The sequence below is a fragment of the Streptomyces sp. H39-S7 genome, assembly GCF_027158205.1.
Classification (GTDB): Bacteria; Actinomycetota; Actinomycetes; order Streptomycetales; family Streptomycetaceae; genus Actinacidiphila.
This window is the reverse complement of sequence record NZ_JAPVLU010000080.1, coordinates 1-26,445: the sequence shown is the minus strand read 5'-3', so window position 1 is coordinate 26,445 and position 26,445 is coordinate 1. Positions and strand designations below refer to the sequence as shown.

Genomic DNA, 26,445 nt, shown 5'->3' with positions numbered 1-26,445 from the left:
GGCGTACTTCGCGGGCCCGTGCGCCCAGGTCTGGCCCGCCGGGAGCCGGGTCTGGGGGGCGCCGGGGGCGCGGAGCAGCAGCGCGAGGGCCAGGCTGCGGCGGCCGGCGGCGCGGGCGCGCCGCGGCGGCGCCGTCACCGCGGGGTCGGTGGCGGTCGCGGTGGGATCCGGGGTGGTCGCGGGGGAATCCGGGGCCGTCGCGGTGGGGCTCGCGGCGGTCGCGGATTCGGCGGCGGGGCGGGGCGGGGGCGCGGCAGTCACGTGGACCACTATCGCGCGTCGGCCCACGAGCGGCACAGCCGGGGGACCGATCACGGACAGACCACCACGAGTCGGTTCCCTGCGCGGGTACGCCATCGCCGGTGCCCCGCCGTCACGCGTTCACGCCGTCACGCTGTCACGGGTTCACGCCGTCACGCGTTCTCCGCGAGGTGCAGCCGGCTCGCGGTCGCCACCGCGCGCAGCACCGCCGCCGCCTTGTTGCGGCACTCGGTGTCCTCGGCGGCCGGGTCCGAGTCGGCGACGACACCGGCGCCCGCCTGGACGTACGCCGTGCCGTCGCGCAGCAGCGCGGTACGGATGGCGATCGCGGTGTCGGAGTCGCCGGCGAAGTCCAGATAGCCGACGCAGCCGCCGTACAGGCCGCGGCGGACCGGCTCCAGCTCGTCGATGATCTGCATCGCGCGCGGCTTGGGGGCGCCCGAGAGCGTGCCGGCCGGGAAGCAGGCGGTCAGCACGTCGAAGGCGGTGCGGCCCTCGGCCACCCGCCCGGTGACGGTCGAGACGATGTGCATGACGTGGCTGTAGCGCTCGACGGACATGAAGTCCACGACCTCGACGCTGCCCGGTTCGCACACCCTCCCCAGGTCGTTGCGGCCCAGGTCCACCAGCATCAGGTGCTCGGCGCGCTCCTTGGGGTCGGCCAGCAGCTCCTCGCCGAGCGCCGCGTCCTCCTGCGGGGTCGCGCCGCGCGGCCGGGTGCCCGCGATCGGGTGCACCAGGGCCCGGCCGTCCTCGACCTTGACCAGCGCCTCGGGGCTGGAGCCCACGACGTCGAAGCCGTCGAAGCGGAACAGGTACATGTACGGGCTGGGGTTGGTCGCCCGCAGCACCCGGTAGACGTCCAGCGCGCTGGCCGGACACGGCGTCTCGAACCGCTGCGAGGGCACCACCTGGAACGCCTCGCCCGCCCGGATCCGCTCCTTGATGTCCTCGACGGCCGCCTGGTAGGCAGCCGAGCCCCAGCGCCCGGTGAACTCCGGCAGCCGCGAGGCGGGCAGTTCGACGGCCGCGGACACGGCGGGCCGGGCCAGGTCGGCCGCCATCGCGTCCAGCCGGGCGACGGCGTCGGCGTACGCCTCGTCGATGCCGGTGTCCAGGTCGTTGTGGTTGATCGCGTTCGCGATCAGCAGCACGCTGCCGTCCCAGTGGTCCAGCACCGCGAGGTCCGAGGTGAGCAGCATCGTCAGCTCGGGCAGGTGCAGTTCGTCCTCGCCGTGCTCGCCGATCTTCTCCAGGCGGCGCACGACGTCGTAGCCGAGGTAGCCGACCATCCCGCCGGTGAACGGCGGCAGTCCGCCGCCCGCGTGCAGGTCGCGCGGGGTGTGCAGCGTCTCGACGGTGGCCCGCAGCGCCTCCAGCGGATCGCCGCCGGTCGGCACGCCCACCGGCGGGGTCCCCTGCCAGTGCGCCTGGCCGTCGCGCTCGGTCAGCGTCGCGGCGCTGCGCACGCCGACGAAGGAGTAGCGGGACCAGGAGCGGCCGTTCTCCGCCGACTCCAGCAGGAACGTCCCCGGCCGCTCGCCCGCGAGCTTGCGGTACAGCCCGACCGGGGTGTCGCCGTCCGCCAGCAGCCTGCGGCTGACGGGGATCACCCGGCGGTCCTGCGCCAGTTTGCGGAACGTCTCGAGGTCGGGCGCGACAGTAGCGGTGGTCATAGCGGCAGCGTAATGGGCGGGCGAGGGGGCGCCCGCTCAGCCCTGCGGGTCGGGCCGGACGTACGCGGGCCGGACGTCGGCGAGGATGACGGCCCGCAGCTCCTCCGGTACGTCGCCCAGGGCCACGACCTGCATCGGGTCGGCGAGGGCGATGTCGGCCGCGGCGGCCGTGACCGCGTCCGCGGCGGCGTCGTCCGCGCCGGGGGTGCCGTCGACCTCGTAGACCGCCAGGATCTTCTCCCGGGCGTCCGCGACCCGGTAGCGCGTGAGGTAGAGCCGCCGCACCGCGGCCATGGCCTCGATCCGCGGCAGCACGGCGGCCAGCAGCCGGGGCTGCGGGTCCGCGCCCGCCTTCACCTTGATGTACGCGCCGGCCGGGAAGGGCAGGCCCGCCGCGATCACCACGTCGCGCTCCTCGGCGGCCACGTGGATCGGCGAGGCGGCGCGCGGGTTGATGATCAGACCTGCCGCGGGCGGCAGTTGCGCGAGCAGTTCGGGAACGGTGATCTGGAAGAGCCGGTAGCCGTCGGGGAGATCGCGCCGGATCTCGTCGGGTTCGGTGTACGCGACCGCGCACAGCGATCCGGAGACGTCCGTGTAGAGCGGCTCCGGGCCGCGCACGCCGATCAGCACGACGCTGTCGGCCAGCCGGTAGAGCAGCGGGGAGACCTCGGTCCGGTCCTGGTTGGGGTCCTGGGCCGGGTTCTGGTTCGGGTCCGGTCGGCTGCTCATAGCTCGATCTCCGCGGTGACGGCGGGCAGGTCCGCGGGCAGCGGCGCCTCGATGCCCAGCAGGTTCAGCTGGTCGCCCAGGCACATCCGGACTCCGCCGGATCCGTCCGAGCGCCTCGCGTAGGTGCCGAGCCGGACGGTGCCGGGAAAGACGAAGGCCTCCCGGAGCCGGTCCACGTGGAAGGGCTTCTCCAACGTGAGCAGCCAGTCCCCGAAGTGGGGGTCGGCGATGTGCCACTCCTTCGCGATCCGGTTCCCCCAGGAGAGCTCGGCGGCCACCACGGGATCGAGGTGCGCGTGCGGGTTCTCCCGCGTGCCGGAGTCCGCGATCCGGGTCCGGGCGCCGTCGGGCGTCGCGGCGCTCACCGGCTCGGCGCCGTGAGCTGGGAGCCGTACACGGAGCTCCTGGTGATCCCGCCGACGATGGTGGTGCCGCCCGCGGCGGTGGCGGCGGTCTGGTTGTTGGTCAGGATCGGGGAGCCGGACGGCAGGTCGAAGTTGCGCAGCGGGATGTTCTGGCCGGGGCCCACGGTGGCGATGCCGTTGGGCGCGACCGGCAGGACGTTGCCGCTGTGGTCGATGACCGAGATGGCGCCGGAGTCGATGTGCGCCATCACGTCGGGGATGAAGTACTGCGGCAGGCCTCCCCCGCCGAACTGCGGGTTGGCGTTCGCGTGGGCGCCGGCCGCCGGCACGTCGGAGTTGAAGTGCAGGGTGACGCCCTCGGTCCGGTACTCGTGGTGGATGTACGGGTTGAGGTCCGACGGTCCCACCTGGACTCCCTTGCTGATCTCGGCGGAGTCGTTGCCCAGCGACGCCATCGTCCCCTCCGGCATCGCGAATCCCGTGATGCGCGGGTGCAGCGCCTCGGCGTTGCTGCCCGCCGCGATCACGGTGTCGTGCCACACGTCGATGCCCGGGTAGCCGCCCGAGCCCTGCCAGGCGCGCGCTCCCTGGGACGGCAGTTCCGACGCCGCCTGGGTGCCGCCGCGCCAGCCCTGCAGGCCCTCGGAGAGGCTGGAGCGGAACGAGCCGAAGAGGCCCGCACCGTCGCCGAAGCCGGCGCCGAAGCCGGTCAGGGCGCCCGAGGCGCCGTAGCGCAGCTCGGTGGCCATCGACGTCAGCTTGCCCAGCGCGGTGAACGGCAGGGCGCGCAGCAGTCCCGGGATGGCCGAGCGGCCCTTCCACAGGGCCATCGCGCCGGTGCCGATGCCCTTGATCGCGCCCCATCCGGCGCCCAGCAGGTGGCTGCCCACGCCGAGCAGTCCCTCGGCGGCGAAGGCGCCCTTGAGCGCGCCCAGCGAGGTGAGGCCCTTCGTCATGGGGATACAGCTCAGCGCCGCCAGGGCCACGTCCCACAGGGTCGCTTTCCCCTGGGTGTACTTCGCGATGGTGTCCGCGAGCACCAGCAGCGCCGCCGCGAAGACGATCCACGCGATCGGGCCGCCGATGATGAGGGCGATGATCCCGCCGACCGCGACGACGATCTTCGCGACGACGATGAGGCCGTTCCACGCCTTGGCGGCGAGGTCCCCGAGCTTGTGCCAGAACGAGTCCGGCGGGATGCCCGCGTCGGCGGCCTCGTGCAGTTTCCTGCTCGCGGTGTCGGAGGCGCTGTCGCGCAGCTCCGCCGCCTGCCCGGCGAGCCGCTTCGCGGCGTCGAGCTGCGCCTGGGGGCCGCTGAGCTGCGACTGCAGGGAGGTGACCTGGCCCTGGGCGGCGGTGTGCTTGCGGGCCTGCTCCTTGACCTGGTCGGGGTCGGGCGCGGGAGCGGGGACGGCCTTGTTCAGCGTCGTGAGCGAGCCGTTGGCGGTGACGAGCTGCGCGTGCAGGCTCTTCACCTGGTCGTAGACCTGGCGGCCCTGGGAGAGCGCCCGGTCCGCCTGGCTCTGCGCCGAGTCCAGGGACGTCGCGTAGCCGTCCAGCGCGTCGGCGGCGAGGTGGTGGGAGTGCGCGACCTTGTCGAGCTGGCCGGGGAACTTGCCGATCGCCTCCTTGAAGACGTCTCCGGCGGCGCCGACCCAGGTCATCGTCGCGTGATCCCCGGCGAGGGCCCGTACGTTGCGGGACGCGGCCTCCGCGTCGTCGGCGATCCGGCGCGTGGTGGTGGCGAGTTGGCGGACCCGGAAGACGTCCCCCGGTGTCGGGTCCTCGTGGAGGTCGAGGACGTGCCAGTCGGTGGGACGGCTCACTGCGCGCTCTCCACGAGGTCGGTGGCGCGGAACAGGCGGAACGTGGAGGTGATGGCGTCGAAGACGTCGAGCAGCGCCGGTGCCACCTCCACGGCGGGACTGCTGCACGAGACGATGGCGACGCGGTTGACGTCCCGCAGCGGCACGAAGGTCTGCATCGTCACGACGCGCATCGGGCGGCCCGACTCGTCCTCGATGTCCTCGATCCCGTGGCTGCGGGCGGCCGGCCCGGCCTCCGGGAGCTCGACGGTGGACAGCTCGGTCCAGGGGTCGCCCTCGGCCTTCGCCGTCTTCGCGCTGAGCGGTGCGAGCAGCGGGGACAGCCGGTCCTCCGCGTCGCTGCTCGCGTCGACGGGCCCCGCGACGAAGGAGACGGTGACGCAGGCGGGCAGCAGCCCGTCCGCGACCGATTCCGCCATCACCGCGCAGTAGACGGCGCCGGCGTTCCAGGCGGCGGCCGCCTGGTTGCGCAGCAGCCGGACGATGTCGGAGCGGCGCTCGCGCAGCTCGGGCAGGTCGGTGAGGCGGCGGCTGACGAGGTCGGCCGCCGAGGCGGCCCGGGTCGCGGGGCGGACGTCGACCTCGAACCAGCTGCCGGGCACGCGAAGGGTGTAGCCGACGCCCGTGTCGAACCTGGGGCCGCTCACTGCGGTGCCTTGGTGCCGTCGCGCAGTTGCCTGGCGAGGTCCTCGTCGACCTTGGTGTAGGCCTTCACGGCCTCGGTGACCATCGAGGACAGGACGCCGGCCGTGTTCTCGACGTGGCCGCGGCCGTCACGCCAGCGCTTCTCGAAGTGGTGCATCGCGTCGCGGACCCGGCCGTCGCCGTAGTCGGAGTCGAAGGAGTCGATCACCGAGTGGCTGGTTTCGAGCCCCCGTTTGATCCGGGTGAGCTGGCCGGTGAACGCGTCCAGCGCCCCCAGGTCGTATCCCAGGTCCGTCATCGAGCCCTCCCGTCGATCCGCGGATCGACAGCTTGCCACAGTGGCCGAAACCCATTACGCCGGCCCGTGACCGGGGGCGGCGCTCAGGGGCCCAGCGGCAGCGGGTCGGCGTCGAAGCAGGTGCGGTCGCCGGTGTGGCAGGCGGCACCGGTCTGGTCGACCTTGACGAGCAGGGTGTCGCCGTCGCAGTCCAGGGCGACGGACTTGACGTGCTGGACGTGTCCCGAGGTGTCGCCCTTGACCCAGTACTCGCCGCGGCTGCGGCTCCAGTACGTGCAGCGGCCGGTGGTGAGGGTGCGGTGCAGCGCCTCGTCGTCCATCCAGCCGAGCATCAGCACCTCACCGGTGTCGTACTGCTGCGCGATGGCGGGCACGAGCCCGTCGGCGGTGCGCTTGAGCCGGGCGGCCACGGCGGGGTCGAGCGGGGAGGACGGGGAGGCGGGCGGCGGGGCGGGGGTGTCGGACATACCTCTATTGTGCCGCCGCCACTTATCACGTTTCGCGCAGTCCAAAAGGTGCGTTCGGTGAGGAACACGGCAGTTCGGCCGAGCTCGATTCCCCAGTCGCTCGCCGTTGTCACCCGTATGGGGCATCCTGCGTGCATGGGTTTTCCTCCGCCTCCGCCGAACGGTCAGCTGCCACCAGGGCAAGGTGGCGGCTTCGGTCCGCCGCAGAACTTTGGTCCGCCGACGCCACCTCCTCCGCCGGGTGACGGCGGCTACGGCTATCCGCAAGGAGGCCAGGGCGGTTACGGCTACCCGCAGGGCGGCCAAGGGGGCCAGGGCGGCTACGGCCCGCCCGGACCTCCCGGGCCGCCGGCGCCTCCCGGTGGCGGTTACGGCTACCCGCAGGGCGGCGGTTACCCGCCGCCTCCCGGTGGCGGCAACAACAACGGGCGGAACGTGGCGATCGCGATCGGCGCGGTGGTCGTCGTCGGGGCAATAATCGGCGGCATCGTCCTGGCCACCGGCGGCGACGGCGACAAGAAGCCGGACGTGCTCGCGAGCTCCAGCTCGTCGTCCACCTCCTCGTCGCCGACGCCCACGGTGACCCTGCCGACCGACCTGCCGACGCTCGACATCCCCACCAACCTGCCGACCACCGGCCTGCCCACCACCAGCGCCCCGACGTCGGACCTGGTGCCGTACGTCGTGCTCAACCCCGGCAAGTGCTTCGACCACCCGGGCCTGGACAGCAGCGTGTCCATCGTCACGACCCGCTCGTGCAGCTCCCCGCACGACGGCGAGGTCGTCGCGAACGAGACCCTGACCGGCACCTTCGCCACCGAGACCGAGCTCCAGACCAAGGTGCTGAAGCTGTGCGAGCCGGACGCCAAGAAGCGTCTCGCCCGCATTCCGGCCGATGGCAAGACGTACTACTACTACGCGCTCTACCCGTCGCTCATGACGTACCAGATCCAGCGCAAGAACACGATCTCCTGCTCGCTGACCCTCAGCAACAAGGTCGACGGCAAGAAGCTCACCAAGGCCCTGCCGTAGCCGCCCGGCGAGGGGTGGACCTAACCTGACGTCATGTCGACTCATGCGCAGCGTGAACGTCTGCTCCTCGCCGATCTGCTGGAGAACGCCGGGGCGGGTGCCCCGACGCTCTGCAAGGGCTGGACCGCCCGGGATCTGGCCGCACACGTCGTCGTCCGCGAACGCCGCAGCGACGCGGCGGCCGGGATCGTGATCCCGCAGCTCGCGGCCCGGATGGAGCGCGTGCGGCGGGAGTTCGCGGCGAAGCCGTTCGAGGAGCTGGTGCAGCTCATCCGCACCGGGCCGCCACGGATGTCGCCGTTCGCGCTCAAGCAGATCGACGAGGCGGCCAACACCGTCGAGTTCTTCGTCCACTCCGAGGACGTCCGCCGTGCCCAGCCGGACTGGACGCCCCGCGAGTTGGACGGCGTCTTCTCCGACACCCTCTGGAAGCGCCTGGAGCGCATGGCCAGGGTCGCGGGCCGCAAGTCCCCGGTCGGGCTGGTGCTGCGCCGCCCCGACGGCCAGACCGCCGTCGCCCACAAGGGCACCCCGGTCGTGACGGTCACCGGCGAGCCGGGCGAGCTGACGGTCTTCGCCCTCGGCCGCCAGGACGCGGCACGGGTCGAGACCGAGGGTGACAAGGCGGCGGTGGCGAGGGTGTACGAGGCCGACCTCGGCCTGTAGTGCCCCGGGCCGGCGCAGCTCTCAGCGCACCGACTTCTGCCGTGGCAGTTCCGCGCGGCGAACGGTGGGCGAGACCAGGCCGACGGCGGCGCCCAGCGCGCTCAGGGCGCCGGAGGCGAGGAAGACCGGCGCGGCGCCCCAGGCCGTGACGGCCGCACCGAACAGCGGATAGCTCAGCGGGGCGATACCGAGGCCGGTCAGGCTCATCACGGAGCCGACCCGGCCGAGGTACGCCGGCGCGGTCGCGGCCTGGACCAGCGCGAACGACAGCCCGCCGCAGACCCCGCACACCAGCCCGCTCAGCGCGGCGAGGCCCACCGCCAAGGGCAGGGAGGGCGCGAGCCCGAGAGAGCCGAGGGCCGCCGACCCCACCACCAGCGTGCAGATCTGTACGGCGCCGGCCCGCGGCAGCCGGCCCACCACGGTCAGCAGCAGCGCGCTCACCGCGGCCCCGGCGCCGAAGGCGCTGACGATCCAGCCGAGGCCGGACGCGCCCCAGCCCCGGTCGCTCGCGAGCAGCACCAGGCCGATGTTGAGCGGGCCGGCGCAGCCGAGTTCGCTGATCGCGCCGGACAGCACGAGCGGACCGATCAGCGGATGGCGGCGGATGTGGCGCAGGCCGTCCAGCAAGTCCTGCCAGGGGGTCGGGCGGGCCGCCGCGCCGGCGGTGTCGTCCGGCGGCAGCGGGGCGATCCGTACGGCGAGCAGCAGGGCCAGCGAGACCGCGAACAGTCCGCCGGCGACGCCGAACGCGGCGGCCGGGCCGTGCACCGCCATCGCCATGCCTCCGAGCGGAGGCCCGGCCATGGTGCCGGCCCGCACGGTGAGGGAGCGCAGGCCCTGGACGCGGACGAGCTGGTCGGGGCTGGTGATCCGGGGCGGCAGCGCGCCGACGGCAGGCATGAAGAGCGCGTCGACGACGCCGAAGACGAGCGCCATGGTGACGAGCAGCCACAGTCCCGGCGCGGCCAGGGCGAGGGCGGCCGCCACCGCCAGGACCACCAGGCAGCGGATCGCATCGCTGCCGATGACCACCCGCCGGGGGCCGACCCGGTCGGCGATCACTCCCCCGCCGAGCATGAGCAGGGCGCGCGGCACCGCGCCGACGGCCATGACCAGCCCCGCCTCGGCCGGACCACCGACCTGGTTGGCGGCCCAGCCGAGGGCGAGGAAGTAGACGCTGTCGCCGATCACGGAGGCGGTGTACGCGGCCAGCCAGCGCAGGACGTTGCCGTCCCGGTGGGCGGGCCGGGCGGGGGCCTGGATTCCGGTTCTGGGCAGGGCGGTGCCGGGCGCCGGCATACGGCGGCCTCCTTCTGGGCGGAGGAGCGTTGGCGGAACGTCGGAGAACATGCCGGCGAGAGCCGGAAGGCGTCAGAGGCGGGTGGGGAATCCGTACAGGTGGACGGCCACGTGTTCGCGGCCCTCGTCCTCGCCGGCCTCGTCGGCAGCGCGGCTGCGGGCGTTCCAGCGGTCCATCAGAGCGCCCATGTCGTCGGCCAGCTCCTGGAGTTCGGCCGCGGTCAGCCGGGGCAGGTACTCGGAGGTGAACGAGGCGTTGGTCCACTCGCTGGGCCAGGCGGCCTGTTCGTCCAGGTAGGCCTCGTACCGCTCGCCGCGGGTCGCCAGCAGCTGGCGGGTGACCTGGCTCAGGACGGCGACCCCTTCGGGCCGGTCCGCGAAGTCCGCGTTGTGGAAGGTGAATCCGCGCTCCGGGGACACCTTCCACCACCGCTCGCGGCCGTCGGTGCTCTTCTCCGGCGCCTCGACGATGAAGCCGTGCGCGGCCATCTTCCGCAGGTGATAACTGACCAGCGAGACCGCCTCGTCAACCTGGTCCGACAGCTGCGAGGCAGTCGCGGCCCGGGACTGCGCGGCGACGAGCGCCCGGTAGAGCTTGATGCGCAGCGGGTGGGTGAACACCTTGAGCGCGTCGAGATCGGTGATCCGTTGGTTCCTGTCGTCCGTCACGTCGATAACAGTATTTAGGAAGGGAAATTTGCGCAACCATATTTTCGCAACCAATGTTGTGCATCCACCGGGCAGCCCGCCGGAGGAGGACGGTCAGCGGCCCCGGGTCGCTTCCAGCAGGATGCGGCGCAGCTCCCGGGCGGCGCGGGGCGGCGAGACGTCGCCGCGGTGGGCGACCGAGATGGTGCGGTGCAGGCCGGGCGCCGCGAACGCGGCGATGCGCAGCCCCGAGCGTTCCGCGACCATGCTCGGGACCACGGCCACACCGAGCCCGGCGCGGACGAAGCCGAGAACCGCGTCCATCTCGCCGCCCTCGACGGAGAAGGACGGTTCGAAGCCGGCCGCGCGGCAGGCCGCGAGGGTGTGCTCCCGCAGGTCGTAGCCGCGCCGGAACATCACCATGGGACGGCCGCGCAGCTCCTCGATCCGCAGGCCCCCACGGCGCACCGGAGCCGGCTCGGACGGCGCCGAGACCACCACCAGTTCCTCGCGCAGCAGCTCCTCGGTGGCCAGGGCGGGGGCCTGGACGGGCAGCGGGGTGATGATCAGGGCGAGGTCGAGCTCCCCGGCGGCCAGCACCCGCACGAGGTCCTGCGAGCCGTCCTCGTGGACCACCAGCTCGACTCCGGGGTAGCGCCGGTGGAAGTCCTTGAGAACGTCCGGCACCAGGCTGGCGCAGAGGCTCGGCGGCGCCCCGAGGCGCACCCGGCCGCGCCGGAGCTGCGCGACCTCCTGGACCTCGCGGCGCGCGGTCTCGGTGTCGGCCAGGATGCGGCGGGCCAACGGCAGCAGTGCCTCCCCCGCGTCGGTGAGGGTGATGTGGCCCCGGGCGCGGTGGAACAGCTCGGCGCCCAGCTCCCGTTCCAGCGCCCGGATCTGCTGGGACAGCGACGGCTGGGCCACGTGGACGCTCTCGGCGGCGCGGGTGAAGTGCCGCAGGTCCGCGACGGCGGCGAAGTACTGGAGCTGGTTCAGCTGCATGCGTCCAGCGTAGGCCGCGTCATAGTCACTGGCTATCGGAAGCAGCTGGATCATGTCTTGGACGAATGCCGAGGGCCGGCCCTAGCGTCCTTCCCATGGCACTGGCGACACGTACCGAACGGCGACCATCCCCGGCGGCGACCCTGTGGCGTTCGACCGTCGGCAAGAAGGCGGTCATGGCCGTCACCGGTGTGGCGATGCTGATGTTCCTCGTCGGGCACATGCTCGGCAATCTCAAGATCTTCTTCGGCGCCCCGGAGTTCAACGCCTACGCGGACTGGCTGCGCACCATCGGCGAGCCGGTGCTGCACCACGGCTGGTTCCTGTGGCTGATGCGGCTGGGCCTGGTGGCGGCCGTCGTGCTGCACGGCGTCGCCGCGTACCAGCTCAGCCGGCGGGACCGGGCCGCCCGGCCCGCGCAGTACGCCCACCGGCGGCAGCGTGCGAGCTACGCCACCCGCACCATGCGCTGGGGCGGGGTGATCCTCGCGCTGTTCATCGTCTGGCACATCCTCGACCTGACGACGCTGACGGTGAATCCGCGCGGCCAGGCGCACCACCCCTACGAGAACATCGTCGCGGACTTCCGCACCTGGTACGCCGACGTCATCTACATCGTGGCGATGCTCGCCCTCGGCCTGCACATCCGGCACGGCTTCTGGAGCGCCGCACAGACCCTCGGCGCCAACAACGCCCGGCGGGACCGCGCGCTGAAGGCCGTCGCCAACGTCCTGGCGCTCGTCCTGACCTGCGGATTCATCGCCGTACCCGTTGCCGTCATGACTGGAGTCGTGAGCTGACATGACCGCCTACCCGCACTGGACCACCGGCGAGCCCGTCGTCGACACCAAGGCCCCCGACGGCCCGATCGCGGAGCGCTGGGACCGCCGCCGCTTCGAGGCGAAGCTGGTGAACCCGGCCAACCGCCGCCGGTACACCGTCATCGTGGTCGGCACCGGACTGGCCGGCGGCGCGGCCGGCGCCACGCTCGCCGAACAGGGCTACAACGTCGTGCAGTTCTGCTACCAGGACTCGCCCCGCAGGGCGCACTCCATCGCCGCGCAGGGCGGCATCAACGCGGCGAAGAACTACCGCAACGACGGCGACTCGGTGCAGCGGCTGTTCTACGACACCGTCAAGGGCGGCGACTTCCGCGCCCGCGAGTCCAACGTGCACCGCCTGGCGCAGGTGTCGGTGGAGATCATCGACCAGTGCGTCGCCCAGGGGGTCCCGTTCGCCCGCGAGTACGGCGGCCTGCTCGACACCCGCTCGTTCGGCGGCGTCCAGGTCTCGCGCACCTTCTACGCCCGCGGGCAGACCGGCCAGCAGCTGCTGCTCGGCGCGTACCAGGCGCTCAGCCGGCAGATCGCGGCCGGCTCGGTCGAGATGCACGCGCGGACCGAGATGCTCGATCTGATCGTGGTCGACGGCCGCGCGCGCGGCATCGTCGCCCGCGACCTGGTCACCGGGCGCATCGACACCTACTTCGCGGACGCCGTCGTGCTCGCCTCCGGCGGCTACGGCAACGTCTTCCACCTGTCGACCAACGCCAAGAACTCCAACGCCACCGCCATCTGGCGGGCCCACCGGCGCGGCGCGTACTTCGCCAACCCGTGCTTCACCCAGATCCACCCCACCTGCATCCCGCGCTCCGGCGACCACCAGTCGAAGCTGACGCTGATGAGCGAGTCGCTGCGCAACGACGGCCGGATCTGGGTCCCGAAGGTGCGCGGCGACGAACGCCCGCCGAACACGATCCCCGAGGACGAGCGGGACTACTACCTCGAGCGGATCTACCCGGCGTTCGGCAACCTCGTCCCCCGCGACATCGCCTCGCGCGCCGCGAAGAACGTCTGTGACGAGGGGCGCGGCGTCGGGCCCGGCGGCCAGGGCGTCTACCTCGACTTCGCCGACGCCATCGCCAGGATGGGCCGCGCGCCGGTGGAGGAGAAGTACGGCAACCTCTTCGAGATGTACGAGCGGATCACCGCGGAGGACCCGTACGCGGTCCCGATGCGGATCTATCCCGCGATCCACTACACGATGGGCGGCCTGTGGGTCGACTACGACCTGCAGACCACGGTGCCCGGCCTGTTCGCCGTCGGTGAGGCCAACTTCTCCGACCACGGCGCCAACCGGCTCGGCGCCAGCGCCCTCATGCAGGGCCTGGCCGACGGCTACTTCGTCCTGCCGGCCACCCTCAACGACTACCTGGCCCGGCATCCGCACGACACCGTGGACCCGGAGCACCCGGCGGTCGCCGAGGCCGTCGCCGACACCGAGGACCGCCTCAGCCTGCTGCTCGCCGTCGACGGTGACCGCACCCCCGAGTCCTTCCACCGCGAACTGGGCGAGCTGCTGTGGGACGAGTGCGGCATGGCGCGGACCGAGACCGGGCTGCGCAAGGCGCTGGACCGCATCCCGCAACTGCGCGACGAGTTCTGGCGCCGGGTGAAGGTCCCCGGCTCCGGCGCCGACCTCAACCAGTCGCTGGAGCAGGCCAACCGCATCGCCGACCATCTGGAACTCGCCGAACTGATGTGCCTGGACGCCCTGCACCGCGCCGAGTCGTGCGGCGGCCACTTCCGTGAGGAGAGCCAGACCCCGGACGGCGAGGCCGCCCGCGACGACGAGCGGTTCGCGTACGCCGCCGCCTGGGAGTTCACCGGCCTCGGCCGCGCTCCCGTCCTGCACCGCGAGGAACTCGTCTTCGACCACGTCCACCCCACCCAGCGGAGCTACTCGTGAACCTGACCCTGCGCATCTGGCGGCAGTCCGGCCCCGACGAGCCGGGCCGGATGACCACCTATGACGTCACCGGCATCTCCGCCGACATGTCGTTCCTGGAGATGCTGGACCACCTGAACGAGGAGCTGATCCTCGCCGGTGACGAGCCCGTCGCGTTCGACCACGACTGCCGCGAGGGTATCTGCGGCGCCTGCGGCATGGTCATCAACGGCCGGGCGCACGGCCCCGAGCGGACCACCACCTGCCAGCTCCACATGCGGCACTTCGCCGACGGCGACACCGTCGACGTCGAGCCGTGGCGCGCATCCGCGTTCCCCGTTGTCAAGGACCTCGTCGTGGACCGGTCCGCCTTCGACCGCATCATCGGCTCCGGCGGCTGGATCACCGCGCCCACCGGCGCCGCCCCGGAGGCGCACGCCACCGCGGTGCCCAAGCCGGTCGCCGACACCGCCTTCGAGCACGCCGAGTGCATCGGCTGCGGCGCGTGCGTGGCAGCCTGCCCCAACGGCTCGGCGATGCTCTTCACCGCGGCGAAGGTCGTCCACCTCAACGTGCTGCCGCAGGGGGCGCCCGAGCGGGAGTCCCGGGTGCTGGACATGCTCGGCACCATGGACGCCGAGGGCTTCGGCGGCTGCACCAACACCGGTGAGTGCGCCACCGCCTGCCCGAAGGGCATCCCGCTGCCGTCCATCGCGGCGATGAACCGCGAGTACCTGCGGGCCCTGGCCAAGGGCCGCTGAGCCGGCAGACTCCTCAGCGGACCGGGTGCCCGGCCTCGCGCAGCGCGTTCTTGACGTCCCCGATGCGCAGGTCCCCGAAGTGGAAGACCGACGCCGCCAGCACCGCGTCGGCACCGGCCGCCACCGCGGGGGCGAAGTCGGCGAGCCGGCCGGCGCCGCCGGAGGCGATGACGGGGACGGTGACGTGCTTGCGGACGGCCTCGATCATGTCGAGGTCGTAGCCGTCCTTGGTGCCGTCGGCGTCCATCGAGTTCAGCAGGATCTCCCCCGCGCCCAGCTCCGCGGCGCGGTGCGCCCACTCGACGGCGTCGATACCGGTGCCGCGCCGGCCGCCGTGCGTGGTGACCTCGAAGCCGCCGGTTTCGTTCCGCCGGGCGTCCACGGACAGCACGAGCACCTGCCGCCCGAACCGTTCGGCGATCTCCCGGATCAGCTCAGGGCGGGCGATGGCCGCGGTGTTGACGCCCACCTTGTCCGCGCCGGCGCGCAGCAGTTTGTCGACATCGTCGGCGGTGCGGACCCCGCCGCCGACGGTGAGCGGGATGAAGACCTGCTCGGCGGTGCGGCGCACCACGTCGTAGGTGGTCTCGCGGTCGCCCGAGGAGGCGGTGATGTCCAGGAACGTCAGCTCGTCGGCGCCCTCGGCGTCATAGAGCTTGGCCATCTCGACGGGGTCGCCGGCGTCCCGCAGATTCTGGAAGTTGACGCCCTTGACGACGCGGCCGTTGTCCACGTCCAGGCAGGGGATGACTCGGACCGCGAGGGTCATTCCGGGGCTCCTCGATACGCTTCGACCTCGACCTCGACCAGCACCCGGGAATCGACGAAGCCGTTGACCACGACCATCGTCCCGGCCGGCCGCACCTCGCCGAACAGCTCCTTGTGGGCGCGGCCGACGTCCTCCGCGTCCCGGGCGTGGCTGAGGTACATCCGGGTGCGGATGACACTGTCGGCCCCGAGGCCGAACGGCTCCAGCGCGGCGATCGCGTTGCCGAAGGCGAGCAGGGTCTGCTCGTACGGGCTGCCCTCGCCCCGCACCACGCCGCCGACCAGGGGCATGGTGCCCGCGACGATGACCCGGTCGCCGGCCCCGACGGCACGGGCGAAGCCCATGGCCTCTTCCCAATGGCTGTGGTCGGACTGCACGCGACGTACTGCGGGGGATTCGGTCATCGTGAAACGGCCTCCAACGCCTCTTCCAAGGTGAACGCCTTGGCGTAAAGGGCCTTGCCCACGATGGCGCCTTCGACACCTTCGGGTACCAACGTGGCGATCGCGCGCAGGTCGTCGAGCGACGAGACACCACCGGACGCGACGACAGGCTTGTCGGTGGCCGCGCACACGTTCTTCAGCAGTTCCAGGTTGGGTCCCTGGAGGGTCCCGTCCTTCGCGATGTCGGTGACGACGTACCGGGCGCACCCCTCGGAGTCCAGACGGGCGAGCGTCTCGAACAGATCGCCGCCGTCGCGGGTCCAGCCGCGGCCGCGCAGGGTGGTGCCCCGGACGTCCAGTCCGACCGCGATGCGGTCGCCGAACTCGGCGATGACCTTGGCGACCCACTCGGGCGTCTCCAGGGCGGCGGTGCCGAGGTTGACGCGGGTGCAGCCGGTGGCCAGCGCCGCCGCGAGCGACGCGTCGTCGCGGATGCCGCCGGACAGCTCGACCTTGATGTCCATGGACCCCGCGACCTCGGCGATCCGCGCCCGGTTGTCGCCGGTGCCGAAGGCCGCGTCCAGGTCCACCAGGTGCAGCCACTCGGCGCCCGCCTGCTGCCAGGCGAGGGCGGCGGCCAGCGGGTCGCCGTAGGACGTCTCGGAGCCGGACTCGCCATGGACGAGGCGGACGGCCTGGCCGTCACGGACGTCGACGGCGGGAAGGAGTTCGAGGCGGTTCGTAGCCATAGGAAGTGACGTCCCTGAGGTTCTAGAGGTGGTCGAGCCAGTTGGTCAGCAACTGCGCACCGGCGTCGCCGGACTTCTCGGGGTGGAACTGGGTGGCCCACAGCGGGCCGTTCTCCACGGCGGCGACGAAGGGCTCTCCGTGCGTGGCCCAGGTGACCTTCGGGGAGCGGATGTGGGGGTTGGTGACCTCCAGCTCCCACTCCCGGACCGCGTACGAGTGCACGAAGTAGAAGCGGGCGTCGGCGTCGAGGCCGGCGAACTGCCGGCTGTCCTCGGGCGCCTTGACCGTGTTCCAGCCCATGTGCGGGACGATCGGGGCGCGCAGCGGCTCGACCGTGCCGGGCCATTCGTCGCAGCCCTCGGTCTCGGTGCCGTGCTCCACGCCGCGCGCGAACAGGATCTGCATGCCGACGCAGATTCCCATCACGGGACGGCCGCCGGACAGCCGCCGGCCGATGATCCACTCGCCGCGCACCGACTTCAGCCCGGTCATGCAGGCCTCGAACGCCCCGACGCCGGGCACCAGCAGCCCGTCGGCGTTCATGGCCCGGTCGAAGTCACTGGTGATCTCGACATCGGCGCCGACGTGCGCCAGCGCGCGCTCGGCCGAGCGGACGTTGCCGAATCCGTAGTCGAGGACAACCACGCTCTTGCTCATGGCGGCCCCCCTACAGCGACATCACGCCGGCACCGAACGCCATGAGCGCGCCGATGCCGAGCAGGACGATGACGCCCGTCGGGAGCTTCTGCTTCCAGAAGGAGTAGACGCCGCCGAGGAGGAAGAGCCCGAGGACGATGTAGACGGTCGATGCGGTGTTCACAGTGCGCCCTTGGTCGAGGGGAGGATGCCGGCCGCGCGCGGGTCACGCTCCGAGGCGTACCGCAGGGCGCGGGCCAGGGCCTTGAACTGGCACTCCACGATGTGGTGCGCGTTGCGGCCGTACGGGACGTGGACGTGCAGGGCGATCTGGGCCTGCGCGACGAAGGACTCCAGGATGTGCCGGGTCATCGTCGTGTCGTACGAGCCGATCATGGGAGCCATGTTCTCGGGCTCGGTGTGCACCAGGTACGGACGGCCCGACAGGTCCACGGTGACCTGGGCGAGGGACTCGTCCAGCGGCACCGTGCAGTTGCCGAAGCGGTAGATCCCGACCTTGTCGCCGAGCGCCTGCCGGAAGGCGGCACCGAGCGCGAGGGCGGTGTCCTCGATGGTGTGGTGGGTGTCGATGTGCAGGTCGCCCTCGGTCTTGACCGACAGGTCGAAGAGTCCGTGGCGGCCGAGCTGGTCGAGCATGTGGTCGTAGAAGCCGACACCGGTGGAGACGGAGACGTCGCCCCTGCCGTCCAGGTCGATCTCGACGACGACGGACGTCTCCTTGGTGGTGCGTTCCACACGGCCCACGCGGGTCATACGGTCTCCTTCTGCATTGCGCGAACCGCGTCCAGGAACGCGTCGTTCTCCTCCGGGGTGCCCGCGGTGACCCGCAGCCATCCCGGTACACCGTTGTCGCGGACGAGGACCCCGCGGTCGAGGATCGCCTGCCAGGCGGCGTGGCTGTCCGCGAACCGGCCGAACTGCACGAAGTTCGCGTCGGAGTCCGTGACCTCGCAGCCCAGGGCGCGCAACTCGGTGACCAGGCGGTCCCGCTCGGCCTTGAGCTGCGCGACGTACCCCAGCAGCGTATCGGTGTGCTCCAGCGCCGCGAGCGCGGTGGCCTGGGTGACGGCCGACAGGTGGTACGGCAGGCGCACCAGCTGGACGGCGTCCACGACGGCCGGGTCCGCGGCGAGGTAGCCGAGGCGCAGCCCCGCCGCGCCGAACGCCTTCGACATCGTGCGGCTGACCACCAGGTTCGGCCGGCCCTCGATGAGCGGCAGCAGCGACGGCCGGTGCGAGAACTCGACGTACGCCTCGTCGATGACGACCAGCGACGGCTTCGCGGCCTGTGCGGCCTCGTAGAGCGCCAGCACCGTCTCGGCGGCGACCGCCGTGCCGGTGGGGTTGTTCGGGGAGCAGATGAAGACCACGTCGGGCCGGCGGGCGGCGATCTCCGCCACGGCGGCGGCGACGTCGATGGTGAAGTCCTCGCGGCGCGGCCCGGAGATCCACTCGGTGCCGGTGCCGCGCGAGATCAGCGCGTGCATCGAGTACGAGGGCTCGAAGCCGATCGCGCTGCGCCCGGGGCCGCCGAAGGTCTGCAGCAGCTGCTGAATGACCTCGTTGGAGCCGTTGGCGGCCCACACCTGCTCCCTGGAGACCTGGTGCCCGGCGGTGCGGCCGAGGTACGCGGCCAGCTCGGTGCGCAGCTCCACCGCGTCCCGGTCCGGGTAGCGGTTCAGCTCCCGGGCGGCCGCGGTGACCCGCTCGCCGATCCGCCGCACGAGCGCCTCGGGCAGCGGGTACGGGTTCTCGTTGGTGTTCAGCCGGACGGGGACGTCGAGCTGGGGCGCGCCGTACGGGGTCTGGCCGCGCAGCTCGTCCCGGATGGGGAGGTCGTCGATGCTTCTACGGGTCCCGGTCACCGGGGTACCTGCCACTCGAAGCGCGCGCGCAGCGCGGCGCCGTGCGCGGGCAGGTCCTCGGCGTCCGCGAGCGTCACCACGTGGTGGGTGACCTCGGCGAGGGCGTCGCGGCTGTAGTCCACGACGTGGATGCCGCGCAGGAACGACTGCACGGACAGGCCCGAGGAGTGGCAGGCGCAGCCGCCGGTGGGCAGGACGTGGTTGGAGCCGGCGCAGTAGTCGCCGAGCGAGACGGGGGCGTAGGCGCCGACGAAGATCGCGCCGGCGTTGCGGACCCGGGCGGCGACGGCCGCGGCGTCCGCGGTCTGGATCTCCAGGTGCTCCGCGCCGTAGGCGTCGACGACGGCGAGGCCCTGGTCGATCGTGTCGACCAGCACCACGGCCGACTGCCGGCCGGCCAGCGCGGTCAGGATGCGCTCGCTGTGCTTGGTGACGGCGGCCTGCGCGGCCAGCTCCTTCTCGACCCGCTCGGCCAGCTCCACCGAGGTGGTGACCAGCACGGCCGCCGCCAGGGTGTCGTGCTCGGCCTGGCTGATCAGGTCCGCGGCGACGTGCACCGGGTCGGCGGTGTCGTCGGCGAGGACGGCGATCTCGGTGGGACCGGCCTCCGCGTCGATGCCGATCCGGCCCTTGAGCAGCCGCTTCGCCGAGGCGACGTAGATGTTGCCGGGGCCGGTGACCAGGTTGACCGGGCGGCACTCCTCGGTGCCGTACGCGAACATGGCGATGGCCTGGGCGCCGCCGGCGGCGTACACCTCGTCCACTCCGAGCAGGGCGCACGCGGCGAGGATCGTCGGGTTGGGCAGGCCCCTGAAGTCCCTCTGCGGGGGCGACGAGACGGCGATGCCCTCGACGCCGGCCTCCTGCGCCGGGACCACGTTCATCACCACGGACGACGCGTAGGCGGCCAGGCCGCCCGGCACGTACAGCCCGACGCGCTCGACGGGCACCCAGCGCTCGGTGACCGTGCCACCCGGCACGACCTGCACCGTCGTGTCGGTACGGCGCTGCTCGCGGTGGACGATCCGGGCCCGGCGGATCGACTCCTCCAGGGCGGCGCGGATCTTCGGGTCCAGCTCGGCCAGGGCGGTCGACAGCGCCTCGGCGGGCACCCGGACGCGCTCCAGGGTGACGCCGTCGAACTTCCGCGCGTAGTCGATCAGCGCCGCGGTTCCCCGATGGCGTACGTCCTCGCAGATGGGCCGCACCTGTTCCAGGGCGGCCTCCACGTCGAACTCGGCACGGGGCAGCAGGTCGCGGTCGATGCCGCCCTCGGGGAAGGCGGCACCACGCAGATCGATTCGGGAGATCACCCTGTCAAGTGTAGGGAACGCTGTTCTCGGCCGTTCTCCGGTTCCACTCCCTGATACGTCCCGCGGAACGATCTCCCGCCGCTACCGTTCCGTGTGTCGCACGGCGTGACGCAGGACCGGGAGGGGACGCGGTGGCCGAGGGGTCGGGGATCAGGGCGCCGGAGGACTGGACCCAGGCCGAGCAGGACCTGTGGACCGCCTACCGCCGCGGTGTGGTGCAGGACCTGCGCACCGGCATCCCCGAGCGGGACGACCCGGTCACCGACCGCCCCTGGGGCCCGGAGCGGACGGTACGCGCCGAGGTGATCGCCACGCTTCTGCTGGACGGCCCGCCCGCCGAGCCCGGCCGGGTCGCGTGCGTCAAGCTCTCCGGGGCCCGGATCAGCGGTCAGCTGAACCTGTCGGGCGGCCAGGTCACCCCGTACGTGGAGCTGCACGACTGCCACTTCGACCAGCAGATCCTGCTGCCCGAGTGCCAGTTCACGACGCTGCGCATGGTGCACTGCTCGATCCCCCGCCTGGAGGCGGCCCGCCTCACCACCACCGGCGATCTGCATCTGCCGCAGTGCTCCATCGAAGGCGGGATCCGGCTCACCGACGCGCACATCGGCACCGACCTGCTGCTCAACCAGCTCACGGTGGGGCGCGACCGGCACGGGCGGGCGATCGCCGCCGACGGCCTCAGCGTCGCCCAGGACGTCGAGGCCGAGCTGATGCACGCCACCGGCGAGATCAGCCTGCGCAGCGCCCGGATCGGCGGCCGGCTGAGCCTGCGCGGCAGCCTGCTGCACAACCCCTACGGCCGCTACGCGCTGAACGCGGCGCGGGTCACCGTCGAGCACACCCTGTACCTGAGCGCGGGCTGGATCGCGACCGGCAGCGACCTCGGCGGCACCCCGCCGGCCGGGGTGCGGACCCGCAACTTCAGCTGCAACGGCGCGGTCCGGCTGGACGACGGGCGGTTCGGCAACGCGGTGATCATCACCCGCGCGCGGTTCCGGCTCACCGGCAACCAGCAGCTGTCGCTGCGCCGCATCCAGACGCCGGAGCTGCGCTTCACCCTCGGCCAGCCGCCGACCGGCACCGTCTCGCTGGCCGGCGCCCGGGTGGGCAATCTCACCGACACCCGGCAGAGCTGGCCGGAGTCCGGCGGGCTGGACCTGGCGGGCTTCAGCTACACCACGCTCAGCCCGGCGGGCGCGTTCCCGATGCGCGACCGCATCGCGTGGCTGGCCGCCGCCACGCCCGAGTACAGCCCGGAACCGTACGAACACCTCGCCTCGGCCCTGCGGGCGGGCGGTGAGGACTCCGAGGCACGCGAGGTGCTGCTCGCCAAGCAGCGGCGGCGCCGCGAGGTGCTGCCGCCGGCGGGCAGGGTCTGGGGGTACCTCCAGGACGTCACCGTCGGGTACGGCTACCGGCCGGGGCGCGCCGCGCTGTGGATGGCGGTGCTGTGGGCGGTCGGCACGGCCTTCTTCAGCCTGCACGCGCCGCCCGCGCTCAATCCCGGCGAGGCCCCGCACTGGAGCGGACCGCTGTACGCCCTCGACCTGCTGCTGCCCGTCATCGACCTCGGCCAGGACAAGGCCTGGAATCCGTCCGGCGGAGCGCAGTGGGCGGCCACCGTCCTCGTCCTGCTGGGCTGGATCCTGGCCACCACCGTCGCGGCGGGCGCCTCCCGGCTGCTGCGCAGGGGGTAGCTCGTGTCGCGATGGGGAGGGTACGGGGCGACCCGGTGAAGCTTGCGCGGCGAAAGCACCCCGTCCGGCGACCGGAGCAGCACGTACGCTGTCCGATTGTGACCGCTCGCCTTCCGCTCTTCCCGCTGAACTCGGCCCTTTTCCCGGGTCTCGTTCTGCCCCTGCACATCTTCGAGGAGCGGTACCGCGCGCTCGTGGGCGATCTGCTCGCGCTGCCCGAGGACGCCCCGCGCCGCTTCGCCGTGATCGCCATCAAGGACGGGACCGAGGTGGCTCCGACCGGCCCCGACGGGATGGACACCACCGCGGGCGCGGGGCTCGGTCCCGACCCGGCCAAGGCGCTGTTCCAGGTCGGGTGCATCGCGGAGGCCGCCACCATCGGCGAGCGCGAGGACGGCGGCTTCGAGCTGGTCGCCACCGGCACCACCCGCTTCCGCCTGCTGTCGGTCGACGCGTCCGGGCCGTATCTGACCGCCGAGGTGGAGGAGCTGCCGGAGGAGCAGGGCGAGGGGGCGGGCACGCTGGCCGCCGGTGTCGCCAGAGCCTTCCGCACCTATCAGAAGCGCCTCGCCGGAGCCCAGGACCGCACACTCGTCACGGTGCAGGAGCTGCCGGACGACCCGTCGGTCCTGTCGTATCTGGTGGCCGCCGCGACGATCTTCGAGACGCCCGCCAAGCAGCTGCTGCTGGAAGCACCGGACACCGCGGCGCGGCTCGCGGCCGAGCTGCCGCTGCTGCGCCGCGAGGCCGCCGTGATCGGCAAGCTCCCCTCGCTGCCCGCCGTCGACCTGACCCGTCAGCCGGCCAGCCTCAACTGACGGAGGGCGATCCCCCATGGCCAGGAAGTCCAAGGCGAAGGCGGGCGGCACCCCCGCCACCGTCGCGCTGGAGCAGGACGGCGCCGCCTTCACCGTCCACGCCTACGCGCACGACCCGGCGGCCGCCTCGTACGGCGGCGAGGCCGCCGAGGCGCTGGGCACCGCTCCCGAGCGGGTGTTCAAGACGCTGGTCGCCGACGTCGACGGGGCGCTGACCGTCGCCGTGGTCCCGGTCGCCGGCTCGCTCGACCTCAAGGCGCTCGCGTCCGCGGCCGGCGGCAAACGGGCCGCGATGGCCGACCCCGCGGCGGCCGAACGCACCACGGGTTACGTGCTCGGCGGCATCTCCCCGCTGGGCCAGCGCAAGCGGCTGCCCACCGTCGTGGACGTCTCCGCGCTGACGCACTCCACGGTGTTCGTGTCAGCGGGCAAGCGCGGCCTCGAGGTCGAACTCGCCCCGCAGGACCTGGTCCGGCTCACGTCCGCGGACACCGCGCCGATCGCGCGGATCGCAGCGGTGTGATCCGGCCGATTTGACGGAACCCGGTGGTCCCTCTGGACGATCGCCCCCCGGGCGCGCACGGTGTTCCCGACGCAGCACCGCGACGAGGGGAGCCGACACCCATGTCCCGACGCACCCGCATGCGCAAGTGGCGGATCAAGAAGCGCCGCGCCAATCACGGCCGACGGCCGGCGTAGATCCCGCGGCCGCCGCGACCGGGGCCTGCGCGGTCAGGACTTCCGTTGCCACGGATCCTGGTCGGCGGGTCCCTGGGCGGGCGGGTGGTCCTCGGCCGGCGGGGCCGGGAACGCCTCCGGGCCCTGAGCGGGCCGGGCCGCCGGGTGCGGCGCCGGGTACGACGTGTCCCACGACTGTGGTTGCTGCGGTTCGCGCGGCCCGAGGAGCGACGTCAGACAGAGGTGGACGAGCATGGCCGCGGCCGGCCAGGCGACCAGGGCGCCCTTGGCGCGCAGTCGCAGCGGGCCGTCGAAGACGACCCTCGGGCCGACCTCCTTGGCATGGGCGATCAGGTCGCTCGTAGGGCCGAGCCAGACGCCCACGCGCCAGGCGACCACCGAGCCGAGCACCCCCCCGGCCGCCAGGCCGAGGACGACCCCGATACCGCCGCGCCGGTGGCGCCAGAAGACCAGGGCGGCCGTCACCGCGCCCATCGCGAGGCCCAGCAGGACGAAGGTGCCGTCGGCGCCGACGGCCTCCTCGCCCTCGCTGTCCTTGAGGTAGATGGCCTTGCCGTCGGAGACCATCGGGATGAGGGGCGCGAGCCACAGCCACAGCAGCCCGAGCACGACCCCGGTCACCGCCACCGCGACGGCGACCAGCGCGCCTTCCCGCAGTTCTGCGGTGAAGGCCGCCCGTCCGTCCTTCGATGCGTCGCCGGAGAACTCCGCGCCCGGGTACTGCGGCAGGGGCGGTGGCTGGTCGTGCGGCGTCAGGGGTGCGGTCACCCGCCCATCGTGCCAGGTCCGGCGGTGGCCCGCTTCACCGGCAGGCGGCTCGGCGGTACGCCCAGGTGGCAGCGGCCAGCGACACCACTCCGACGGCCGCGCACACCGACAGGTCCGCTCCCACCATGACCCAGTCCGGGTGCGGGTCGAAGGTGCGGGCGAAGGCCTCCACCCCGTACGTGGACGGCAGCAGGTCCCGGACGAGAGCGATCGGCGCGGGCATGTTCGCGGCCGGCAGCACCCCCAGCAGCAGCGCCGCCGACATGCCCAACTGGCCGAAGAGCGTCGCCAGTTCCTGCTTCGGGGCGAGCAGCCCCAGCGCCGCGCCGAGTCCGGCCAGCGCGGCGCCGGCGAGCGGGATGACCGCCACCAGCACCCACAGGTTCACCATCGGCAGGTCGAAGAGCACGCATCCGGTGACCGCCGTGGCAATCGTGCCGGGCACCGTGAACGAGGCGTACGCGCCCGCCGCGCCCAGCACCACCGCCGCCGGCGGCACCGGCAGCGTCGCGTAGTGGTCGAGGCCGCCGGAGGCGCGCAGCCGGCCGAAGTACTGGGCGAGCAGGTTGAGCGCGACGAAGGCCACGACCAGCACGCTGGACCCGGCGACCACCGCGCGCGCCGCCTCGGCGTCGCCGCCGTCCACGACCCCGCGCAGCATCACCATGATGCCGACGGATTGGAACGTCGCCACGAACAGCAGCGGCATCCGCGCCACCCGGGCGCGGGAGAGCTGCGCCCGGTACACGGCGCCCAGCGCGGGCAGCAGCCGGGCGCGGGGCGCCAGCGGGGCGGCGGACGTGTCCTCGCGGACGGCCGGGACCGTGCCGGGCTCCGCGCCGGTCGTGCCCGGGACCACGGGTGCGGCGGCGCTCACCGGGCGGCCTCCGGCCGGAGCCCGACGCGGGCGGAGGACGTCATGCCTTGACCAGTCCCTTCTGGCGGCCGCCGAGGGCCAGGTACACGTCTTCGAGGCTCGGGGTGGCGAGTGTGAAGTCGTCGAGTGCGGCGAAGGCCTGCCCGCCGGTGATCTCGGCGATCACGGCGCGGGCCCGCGCCTGCGGGAGCCGGAGCGTCCAGCGGCGGCCGGAGATCTGGGCGGCGGAACGCAGCGCGGCCACCTCGGGCAGCAGCAGCGGCGGCTCGTCCCGCCAGACCAGGTCGATCCTGACCTCGTCCGCGACAAGCACCTTCAGTCCGGTCGGCGTGTCGCAGGCGATGACCCGCCCGTTGTCGATCACGGCGACGCGGTCGAGTACGGTCTCCGCCTCGATGACGTTGTGGGTGACCAGCACGACCGTGGCCCCGTGCTCGGCGCGGCGGCGGTCGACCGCGGCCCACACCGCCCGCCGGGCCACCGGGTCCATGCCGGCGGTCGGCTCGTCCAGGACCAGCACCGGCCGCTCCCCCACCAGCGTGGCGGCGAAGCACGCCAGCCGCCGCTGCCCGCCGGAGAGCCGCTTGATGGCCCGTCCCGCCAGCTCGGTGAGTCCCAGTTCCGCCAGGACGGCGTCGCGCTCGGCCCGGGCGGCGCGTGCGTCCAGCCCACGCAGCCGGCCGGTGGTCTCGGCGGCCAGTGACACGGTCAGCTCGTCCAGGGCGGTGGACTCCTGCCCGAGGTAGCCGACCAGCCGGGAGGCGCGTTCCGGGTGGCGTACGAGGTCGTGCCCGAGCATGTCGATGGCGCCGGAGTCCGGCCGCAGCAATCCGGTGAGCTGGCGCACGAGGGTGGATTTCCCGGCGCCGTTGGGTCCGAGCAGGCCGAAGATCTCGCCGCGCCGGATGTCGAGGTCGATGCCGTCGCTCGCGCGGACGGCAGGGGTCGCGGCGCCTCGCCGGCCGCGCCCGGCCGGGTAGGTCTTGACCAGCCCGCGTACGGCGATCACCGCGTCGCGGGTGGGGGCGGCTGTGCTGGGCGCCGCCTGCTCCGTACCCGTACTCACGAGGATCGAGAGTACGCGTCGCAGCGCCCGGTGCGCGCCTCGGGGCCCCTTCTGCCCCCGAATGCCGGACCGGAAGGCACCGGTCCGGCACTCCGCTCGGCGGTCGAACGGTCAGTCGCCCGCGGGGGCGTGTTCCGCGACCGTGCGGGCGTCGACCTCGCGCCAGAAGCCGGCCCGGATGGCGTACCGGTCGTGCTCGTCGATCTGGTCGTCCTTGTGCGCGAGCAGGCCGAAGCGCGCGGCGTAGCGCAGCAGCTCGCCGTCGATGCGGTGCGGCACCCGCGGGTAGTGCGTGGACAGGGCCTGGAGGTGGGCGGCGTCGGTGAGGCGGGCGATCCAGCGGCGGGCGAAGACCTGGCCGACCCCTTCGAG

General features: G+C 72.8%; 29 protein-coding genes and 2 pseudogenes. 8 read left to right on the top strand and 23 right to left on the bottom strand.

Annotated features, from left to right (window positions below):
• The 8 genes and pseudogenes from O3X23_RS40740 to hisI form a co-directional block, all read right to left on the bottom strand.
• A pseudogene (locus O3X23_RS40740) lies at positions 1–261 on the bottom strand (hypothetical protein); the annotation flags it as partial.
• Positions 262–413: 152 nt separating this feature from the next.
• A complete protein-coding gene (locus O3X23_RS40735) occupies positions 414–1,937 on the bottom strand; it encodes an anthranilate synthase component I (RefSeq protein WP_269279313.1) in 1,524 nt (507 codons plus the stop codon).
• Between the two features lie 36 nt (positions 1,938–1,973).
• Positions 1,974–2,669 (bottom strand): hypothetical protein, encoded by a 696-nt coding sequence (locus O3X23_RS40730; RefSeq protein ID WP_269279310.1) that lies wholly within the window; start codon positions 2,667–2,669, stop codon positions 1,974–1,976.
• Positions 2,666–3,034 (bottom strand): hypothetical protein, encoded by a 369-nt coding sequence (locus O3X23_RS40725; protein WP_269279308.1) that lies wholly within the window; start codon positions 3,032–3,034, stop codon positions 2,666–2,668. Before O3X23_RS40725 ends, O3X23_RS40730 begins: the two co-directional genes overlap by 4 nt.
• Entirely contained in the window at positions 3,031–4,860 is a 1,830-nt protein-coding gene (locus tag O3X23_RS40720) for a hypothetical protein (protein WP_269279306.1), read from the bottom strand. The genes O3X23_RS40725 and O3X23_RS40720 overlap by 4 nt, the downstream gene beginning before the upstream one ends.
• Complete coding sequence (locus O3X23_RS40715; RefSeq protein WP_269279303.1) at positions 4,857–5,507, bottom strand: hypothetical protein; 651 nt, start codon at positions 5,505–5,507, stop codon at positions 4,857–4,859. Before O3X23_RS40715 ends, O3X23_RS40720 begins: the two co-directional genes overlap by 4 nt.
• The gene (locus O3X23_RS40710) at positions 5,504–5,803 is read right to left on the bottom strand and encodes a hypothetical protein (RefSeq protein WP_269279300.1); all 300 of its coding nucleotides are present in this window, start codon (positions 5,801–5,803) and stop codon (positions 5,504–5,506) included. Before O3X23_RS40710 ends, O3X23_RS40715 begins: the two co-directional genes overlap by 4 nt.
• 83 nt (positions 5,804–5,886) lie before the next feature.
• Complete coding sequence (gene hisI / locus O3X23_RS40705; RefSeq protein WP_269279297.1) at positions 5,887–6,270, bottom strand: phosphoribosyl-AMP cyclohydrolase; 384 nt, start codon at positions 6,268–6,270, stop codon at positions 5,887–5,889.
• Between the two features lie 135 nt (positions 6,271–6,405).
• Between hisI and O3X23_RS40700 the strand changes: the two genes are divergently transcribed.
• Positions 6,406–7,302, top strand: a complete 897-nt coding sequence (locus O3X23_RS40700) for a hypothetical protein (RefSeq protein WP_269279294.1) — start codon at positions 6,406–6,408, stop codon at positions 7,300–7,302.
• A 33-nt stretch (positions 7,303–7,335) separates the two neighbouring features.
• Positions 7,336–7,968, top strand: coding sequence for a TIGR03085 family metal-binding protein (locus tag O3X23_RS40695; RefSeq protein ID WP_269279291.1), 633 nt, complete (start codon positions 7,336–7,338; stop codon positions 7,966–7,968).
• A gap of 21 nt (positions 7,969–7,989) precedes the next feature.
• On the opposite strand, the gene O3X23_RS40690 is transcribed toward O3X23_RS40695, so the two are convergent.
• From O3X23_RS40690 to O3X23_RS40680, 3 genes are all read right to left on the bottom strand, one after another.
• Complete coding sequence (locus O3X23_RS40690) at positions 7,990–9,270, bottom strand: MFS transporter (protein ID WP_269279288.1); 1,281 nt, start codon at positions 9,268–9,270, stop codon at positions 7,990–7,992.
• Positions 9,271–9,342: 72 nt separating this feature from the next.
• Positions 9,343–9,939 (bottom strand): winged helix-turn-helix domain-containing protein, encoded by a 597-nt coding sequence (locus O3X23_RS40685; RefSeq protein ID WP_269279286.1) that lies wholly within the window; start codon positions 9,937–9,939, stop codon positions 9,343–9,345.
• A 93-nt stretch (positions 9,940–10,032) separates the two neighbouring features.
• Positions 10,033–10,920 carry a LysR family transcriptional regulator gene (locus O3X23_RS40680; protein ID WP_269279282.1) on the bottom strand — a complete coding sequence of 296 codons (888 nt, stop codon included), beginning with the start codon at positions 10,918–10,920 and terminating at the stop codon, positions 10,033–10,035.
• A gap of 95 nt (positions 10,921–11,015) precedes the next feature.
• Between O3X23_RS40680 and O3X23_RS40675 the strand changes: the two genes are divergently transcribed.
• Genes O3X23_RS40675 through O3X23_RS40665 form a run of 3 tightly spaced genes read left to right on the top strand, consistent with a single transcriptional unit; the run spans position 11,016 to position 14,408 of the window.
• Positions 11,016–11,720 (top strand): succinate dehydrogenase cytochrome b subunit, encoded by a 705-nt coding sequence (locus O3X23_RS40675; protein WP_269279279.1) that lies wholly within the window; start codon positions 11,016–11,018, stop codon positions 11,718–11,720.
• A gap of 1 nt (position 11,721) precedes the next feature.
• Positions 11,722–13,668 (top strand): fumarate reductase/succinate dehydrogenase flavoprotein subunit, encoded by a 1,947-nt coding sequence (locus tag O3X23_RS40670; RefSeq protein ID WP_269279276.1) that lies wholly within the window; start codon positions 11,722–11,724, stop codon positions 13,666–13,668.
• Positions 13,665–14,408 (top strand): succinate dehydrogenase/fumarate reductase iron-sulfur subunit, encoded by a 744-nt coding sequence (locus O3X23_RS40665; protein WP_269279273.1) that lies wholly within the window; start codon positions 13,665–13,667, stop codon positions 14,406–14,408. The genes O3X23_RS40670 and O3X23_RS40665 overlap by 4 nt, the downstream gene beginning before the upstream one ends.
• A gap of 13 nt (positions 14,409–14,421) precedes the next feature.
• Here the strand turns inward: O3X23_RS40665 and hisF are convergent, their stop codons facing one another.
• The 8 genes from hisF to hisD are packed head-to-tail and all read right to left on the bottom strand — an operon-like array spanning position 14,422 to position 20,145.
• A complete protein-coding gene (hisF, locus tag O3X23_RS40660; protein ID WP_269279270.1) occupies positions 14,422–15,177 on the bottom strand; it encodes an imidazole glycerol phosphate synthase subunit HisF in 756 nt (251 codons plus the stop codon).
• The gene (locus tag O3X23_RS40655; protein WP_269279267.1) at positions 15,174–15,581 is read right to left on the bottom strand and encodes a Rid family hydrolase; all 408 of its coding nucleotides are present in this window, start codon (positions 15,579–15,581) and stop codon (positions 15,174–15,176) included. The genes hisF and O3X23_RS40655 overlap by 4 nt, the downstream gene beginning before the upstream one ends.
• Positions 15,578–16,309, bottom strand: coding sequence for a bifunctional 1-(5-phosphoribosyl)-5-((5-phosphoribosylamino)methylideneamino)imidazole-4-carboxamide isomerase/phosphoribosylanthranilate isomerase PriA (gene priA / locus O3X23_RS40650; protein ID WP_269279264.1), 732 nt, complete (start codon positions 16,307–16,309; stop codon positions 15,578–15,580). Before priA ends, O3X23_RS40655 begins: the two co-directional genes overlap by 4 nt.
• Before the next feature lie 22 nt (positions 16,310–16,331).
• Positions 16,332–16,967: an imidazole glycerol phosphate synthase subunit HisH gene (gene hisH / locus O3X23_RS40645; protein ID WP_269279261.1), complete on the bottom strand. Its 636-nt coding sequence runs from the start codon at positions 16,965–16,967 to the stop codon at positions 16,332–16,334.
• Between the two features lie 10 nt (positions 16,968–16,977).
• Positions 16,978–17,130, bottom strand: a complete 153-nt coding sequence (locus O3X23_RS40640; RefSeq protein ID WP_269279258.1) for a hypothetical protein — start codon at positions 17,128–17,130, stop codon at positions 16,978–16,980.
• A complete protein-coding gene (gene hisB, locus O3X23_RS40635; protein ID WP_138356934.1) occupies positions 17,127–17,720 on the bottom strand; it encodes an imidazoleglycerol-phosphate dehydratase HisB in 594 nt (197 codons plus the stop codon). The genes O3X23_RS40640 and hisB overlap by 4 nt, the downstream gene beginning before the upstream one ends.
• Positions 17,717–18,832: a histidinol-phosphate transaminase gene (locus O3X23_RS40630; RefSeq protein WP_269279254.1), complete on the bottom strand. Its 1,116-nt coding sequence runs from the start codon at positions 18,830–18,832 to the stop codon at positions 17,717–17,719. Before O3X23_RS40630 ends, hisB begins: the two co-directional genes overlap by 4 nt.
• Positions 18,829–20,145, bottom strand: a complete 1,317-nt coding sequence (gene hisD / locus O3X23_RS40625; RefSeq protein WP_269279251.1) for a histidinol dehydrogenase — start codon at positions 20,143–20,145, stop codon at positions 18,829–18,831. The genes O3X23_RS40630 and hisD overlap by 4 nt, the downstream gene beginning before the upstream one ends.
• A 131-nt stretch (positions 20,146–20,276) precedes the next feature.
• Here hisD and O3X23_RS40620 point away from each other — a divergent pair, with 131 nt between their 5' ends.
• From O3X23_RS40620 to ybaK, 3 genes are all read left to right on the top strand, one after another.
• Positions 20,277–21,845: an oxidoreductase gene (locus tag O3X23_RS40620; protein ID WP_269279248.1), complete on the top strand. Its 1,569-nt coding sequence runs from the start codon at positions 20,277–20,279 to the stop codon at positions 21,843–21,845.
• 95 nt (positions 21,846–21,940) lie between these two features.
• Positions 21,941–22,663, top strand: a complete 723-nt coding sequence (locus O3X23_RS40615; RefSeq protein WP_269279321.1) for an LON peptidase substrate-binding domain-containing protein — start codon at positions 21,941–21,943, stop codon at positions 22,661–22,663.
• A 16-nt stretch (positions 22,664–22,679) separates the two neighbouring features.
• Complete coding sequence (gene ybaK / locus O3X23_RS40610) at positions 22,680–23,186, top strand: Cys-tRNA(Pro) deacylase (protein ID WP_269279245.1); 507 nt, start codon at positions 22,680–22,682, stop codon at positions 23,184–23,186.
• Between the two features lie 209 nt (positions 23,187–23,395).
• Here ybaK and O3X23_RS40605 read toward each other — a convergent pair whose 3' ends face one another.
• The 4 genes and pseudogenes from O3X23_RS40605 to O3X23_RS40590 form a co-directional block, all read right to left on the bottom strand.
• Entirely contained in the window at positions 23,396–24,130 is a 735-nt protein-coding gene (locus O3X23_RS40605) for a hypothetical protein (RefSeq protein ID WP_269279242.1), read from the bottom strand.
• 34 nt (positions 24,131–24,164) lie between these two features.
• Positions 24,165–25,007 (bottom strand): ABC transporter permease, encoded by an 843-nt coding sequence (locus tag O3X23_RS40600; RefSeq protein ID WP_443048133.1) that lies wholly within the window; start codon positions 25,005–25,007, stop codon positions 24,165–24,167.
• A 40-nt stretch (positions 25,008–25,047) separates the two neighbouring features.
• Entirely contained in the window at positions 25,048–26,073 is a 1,026-nt protein-coding gene (locus O3X23_RS40595) for an ABC transporter ATP-binding protein (RefSeq protein WP_443048132.1), read from the bottom strand.
• 111 nt (positions 26,074–26,184) lie between these two features.
• Positions 26,185–26,445 (bottom strand): annotated as a pseudogene (locus tag O3X23_RS40590) (NYN domain-containing protein); the annotation flags it as partial.

Coding starts and splice junctions, on each gene's coding strand:
- O3X23_RS40735 (WP_269279313.1), bottom strand. CDS start 1,937: ATGACCACCGCTACTGTCGCGCCCGACCTCGAGACGTTCCGCAAACTG.
- O3X23_RS40730 (WP_269279310.1), bottom strand. CDS start 2,669: ATGAGCAGCCGACCGGACCCGAACCAGAACCCGGCCCAGGACCCCAAC.
- O3X23_RS40710 (WP_269279300.1), bottom strand. CDS start 5,803: ATGACGGACCTGGGATACGACCTGGGGGCGCTGGACGCGTTCACCGGC.
- hisI (WP_269279297.1), bottom strand. CDS start 6,270: ATGTCCGACACCCCCGCCCCGCCGCCCGCCTCCCCGTCCTCCCCGCTC.
- O3X23_RS40700 (WP_269279294.1), top strand. CDS start 6,406: ATGGGTTTTCCTCCGCCTCCGCCGAACGGTCAGCTGCCACCAGGGCAA.
- O3X23_RS40695 (WP_269279291.1), top strand. CDS start 7,336: ATGTCGACTCATGCGCAGCGTGAACGTCTGCTCCTCGCCGATCTGCTG.
- O3X23_RS40690 (WP_269279288.1), bottom strand. CDS start 9,270: ATGCCGGCGCCCGGCACCGCCCTGCCCAGAACCGGAATCCAGGCCCCC.
- O3X23_RS40680 (WP_269279282.1), bottom strand. CDS start 10,920: ATGCAGCTGAACCAGCTCCAGTACTTCGCCGCCGTCGCGGACCTGCGG.
- O3X23_RS40675 (WP_269279279.1), top strand. CDS start 11,016: ATGGCACTGGCGACACGTACCGAACGGCGACCATCCCCGGCGGCGACC.
- O3X23_RS40670 (WP_269279276.1), top strand. CDS start 11,722: ATGACCGCCTACCCGCACTGGACCACCGGCGAGCCCGTCGTCGACACC.
- hisF (WP_269279270.1), bottom strand. CDS start 15,177: ATGACCCTCGCGGTCCGAGTCATCCCCTGCCTGGACGTGGACAACGGC.
- O3X23_RS40655 (WP_269279267.1), bottom strand. CDS start 15,581: ATGACCGAATCCCCCGCAGTACGTCGCGTGCAGTCCGACCACAGCCAT.
- priA (WP_269279264.1), bottom strand. CDS start 16,309: ATGGCTACGAACCGCCTCGAACTCCTTCCCGCCGTCGACGTCCGTGAC.
- hisH (WP_269279261.1), bottom strand. CDS start 16,967: ATGAGCAAGAGCGTGGTTGTCCTCGACTACGGATTCGGCAACGTCCGC.
- hisB (WP_138356934.1), bottom strand. CDS start 17,720: ATGACCCGCGTGGGCCGTGTGGAACGCACCACCAAGGAGACGTCCGTC.
- ybaK (WP_269279245.1), top strand. CDS start 22,680: ATGGCCAGGAAGTCCAAGGCGAAGGCGGGCGGCACCCCCGCCACCGTC.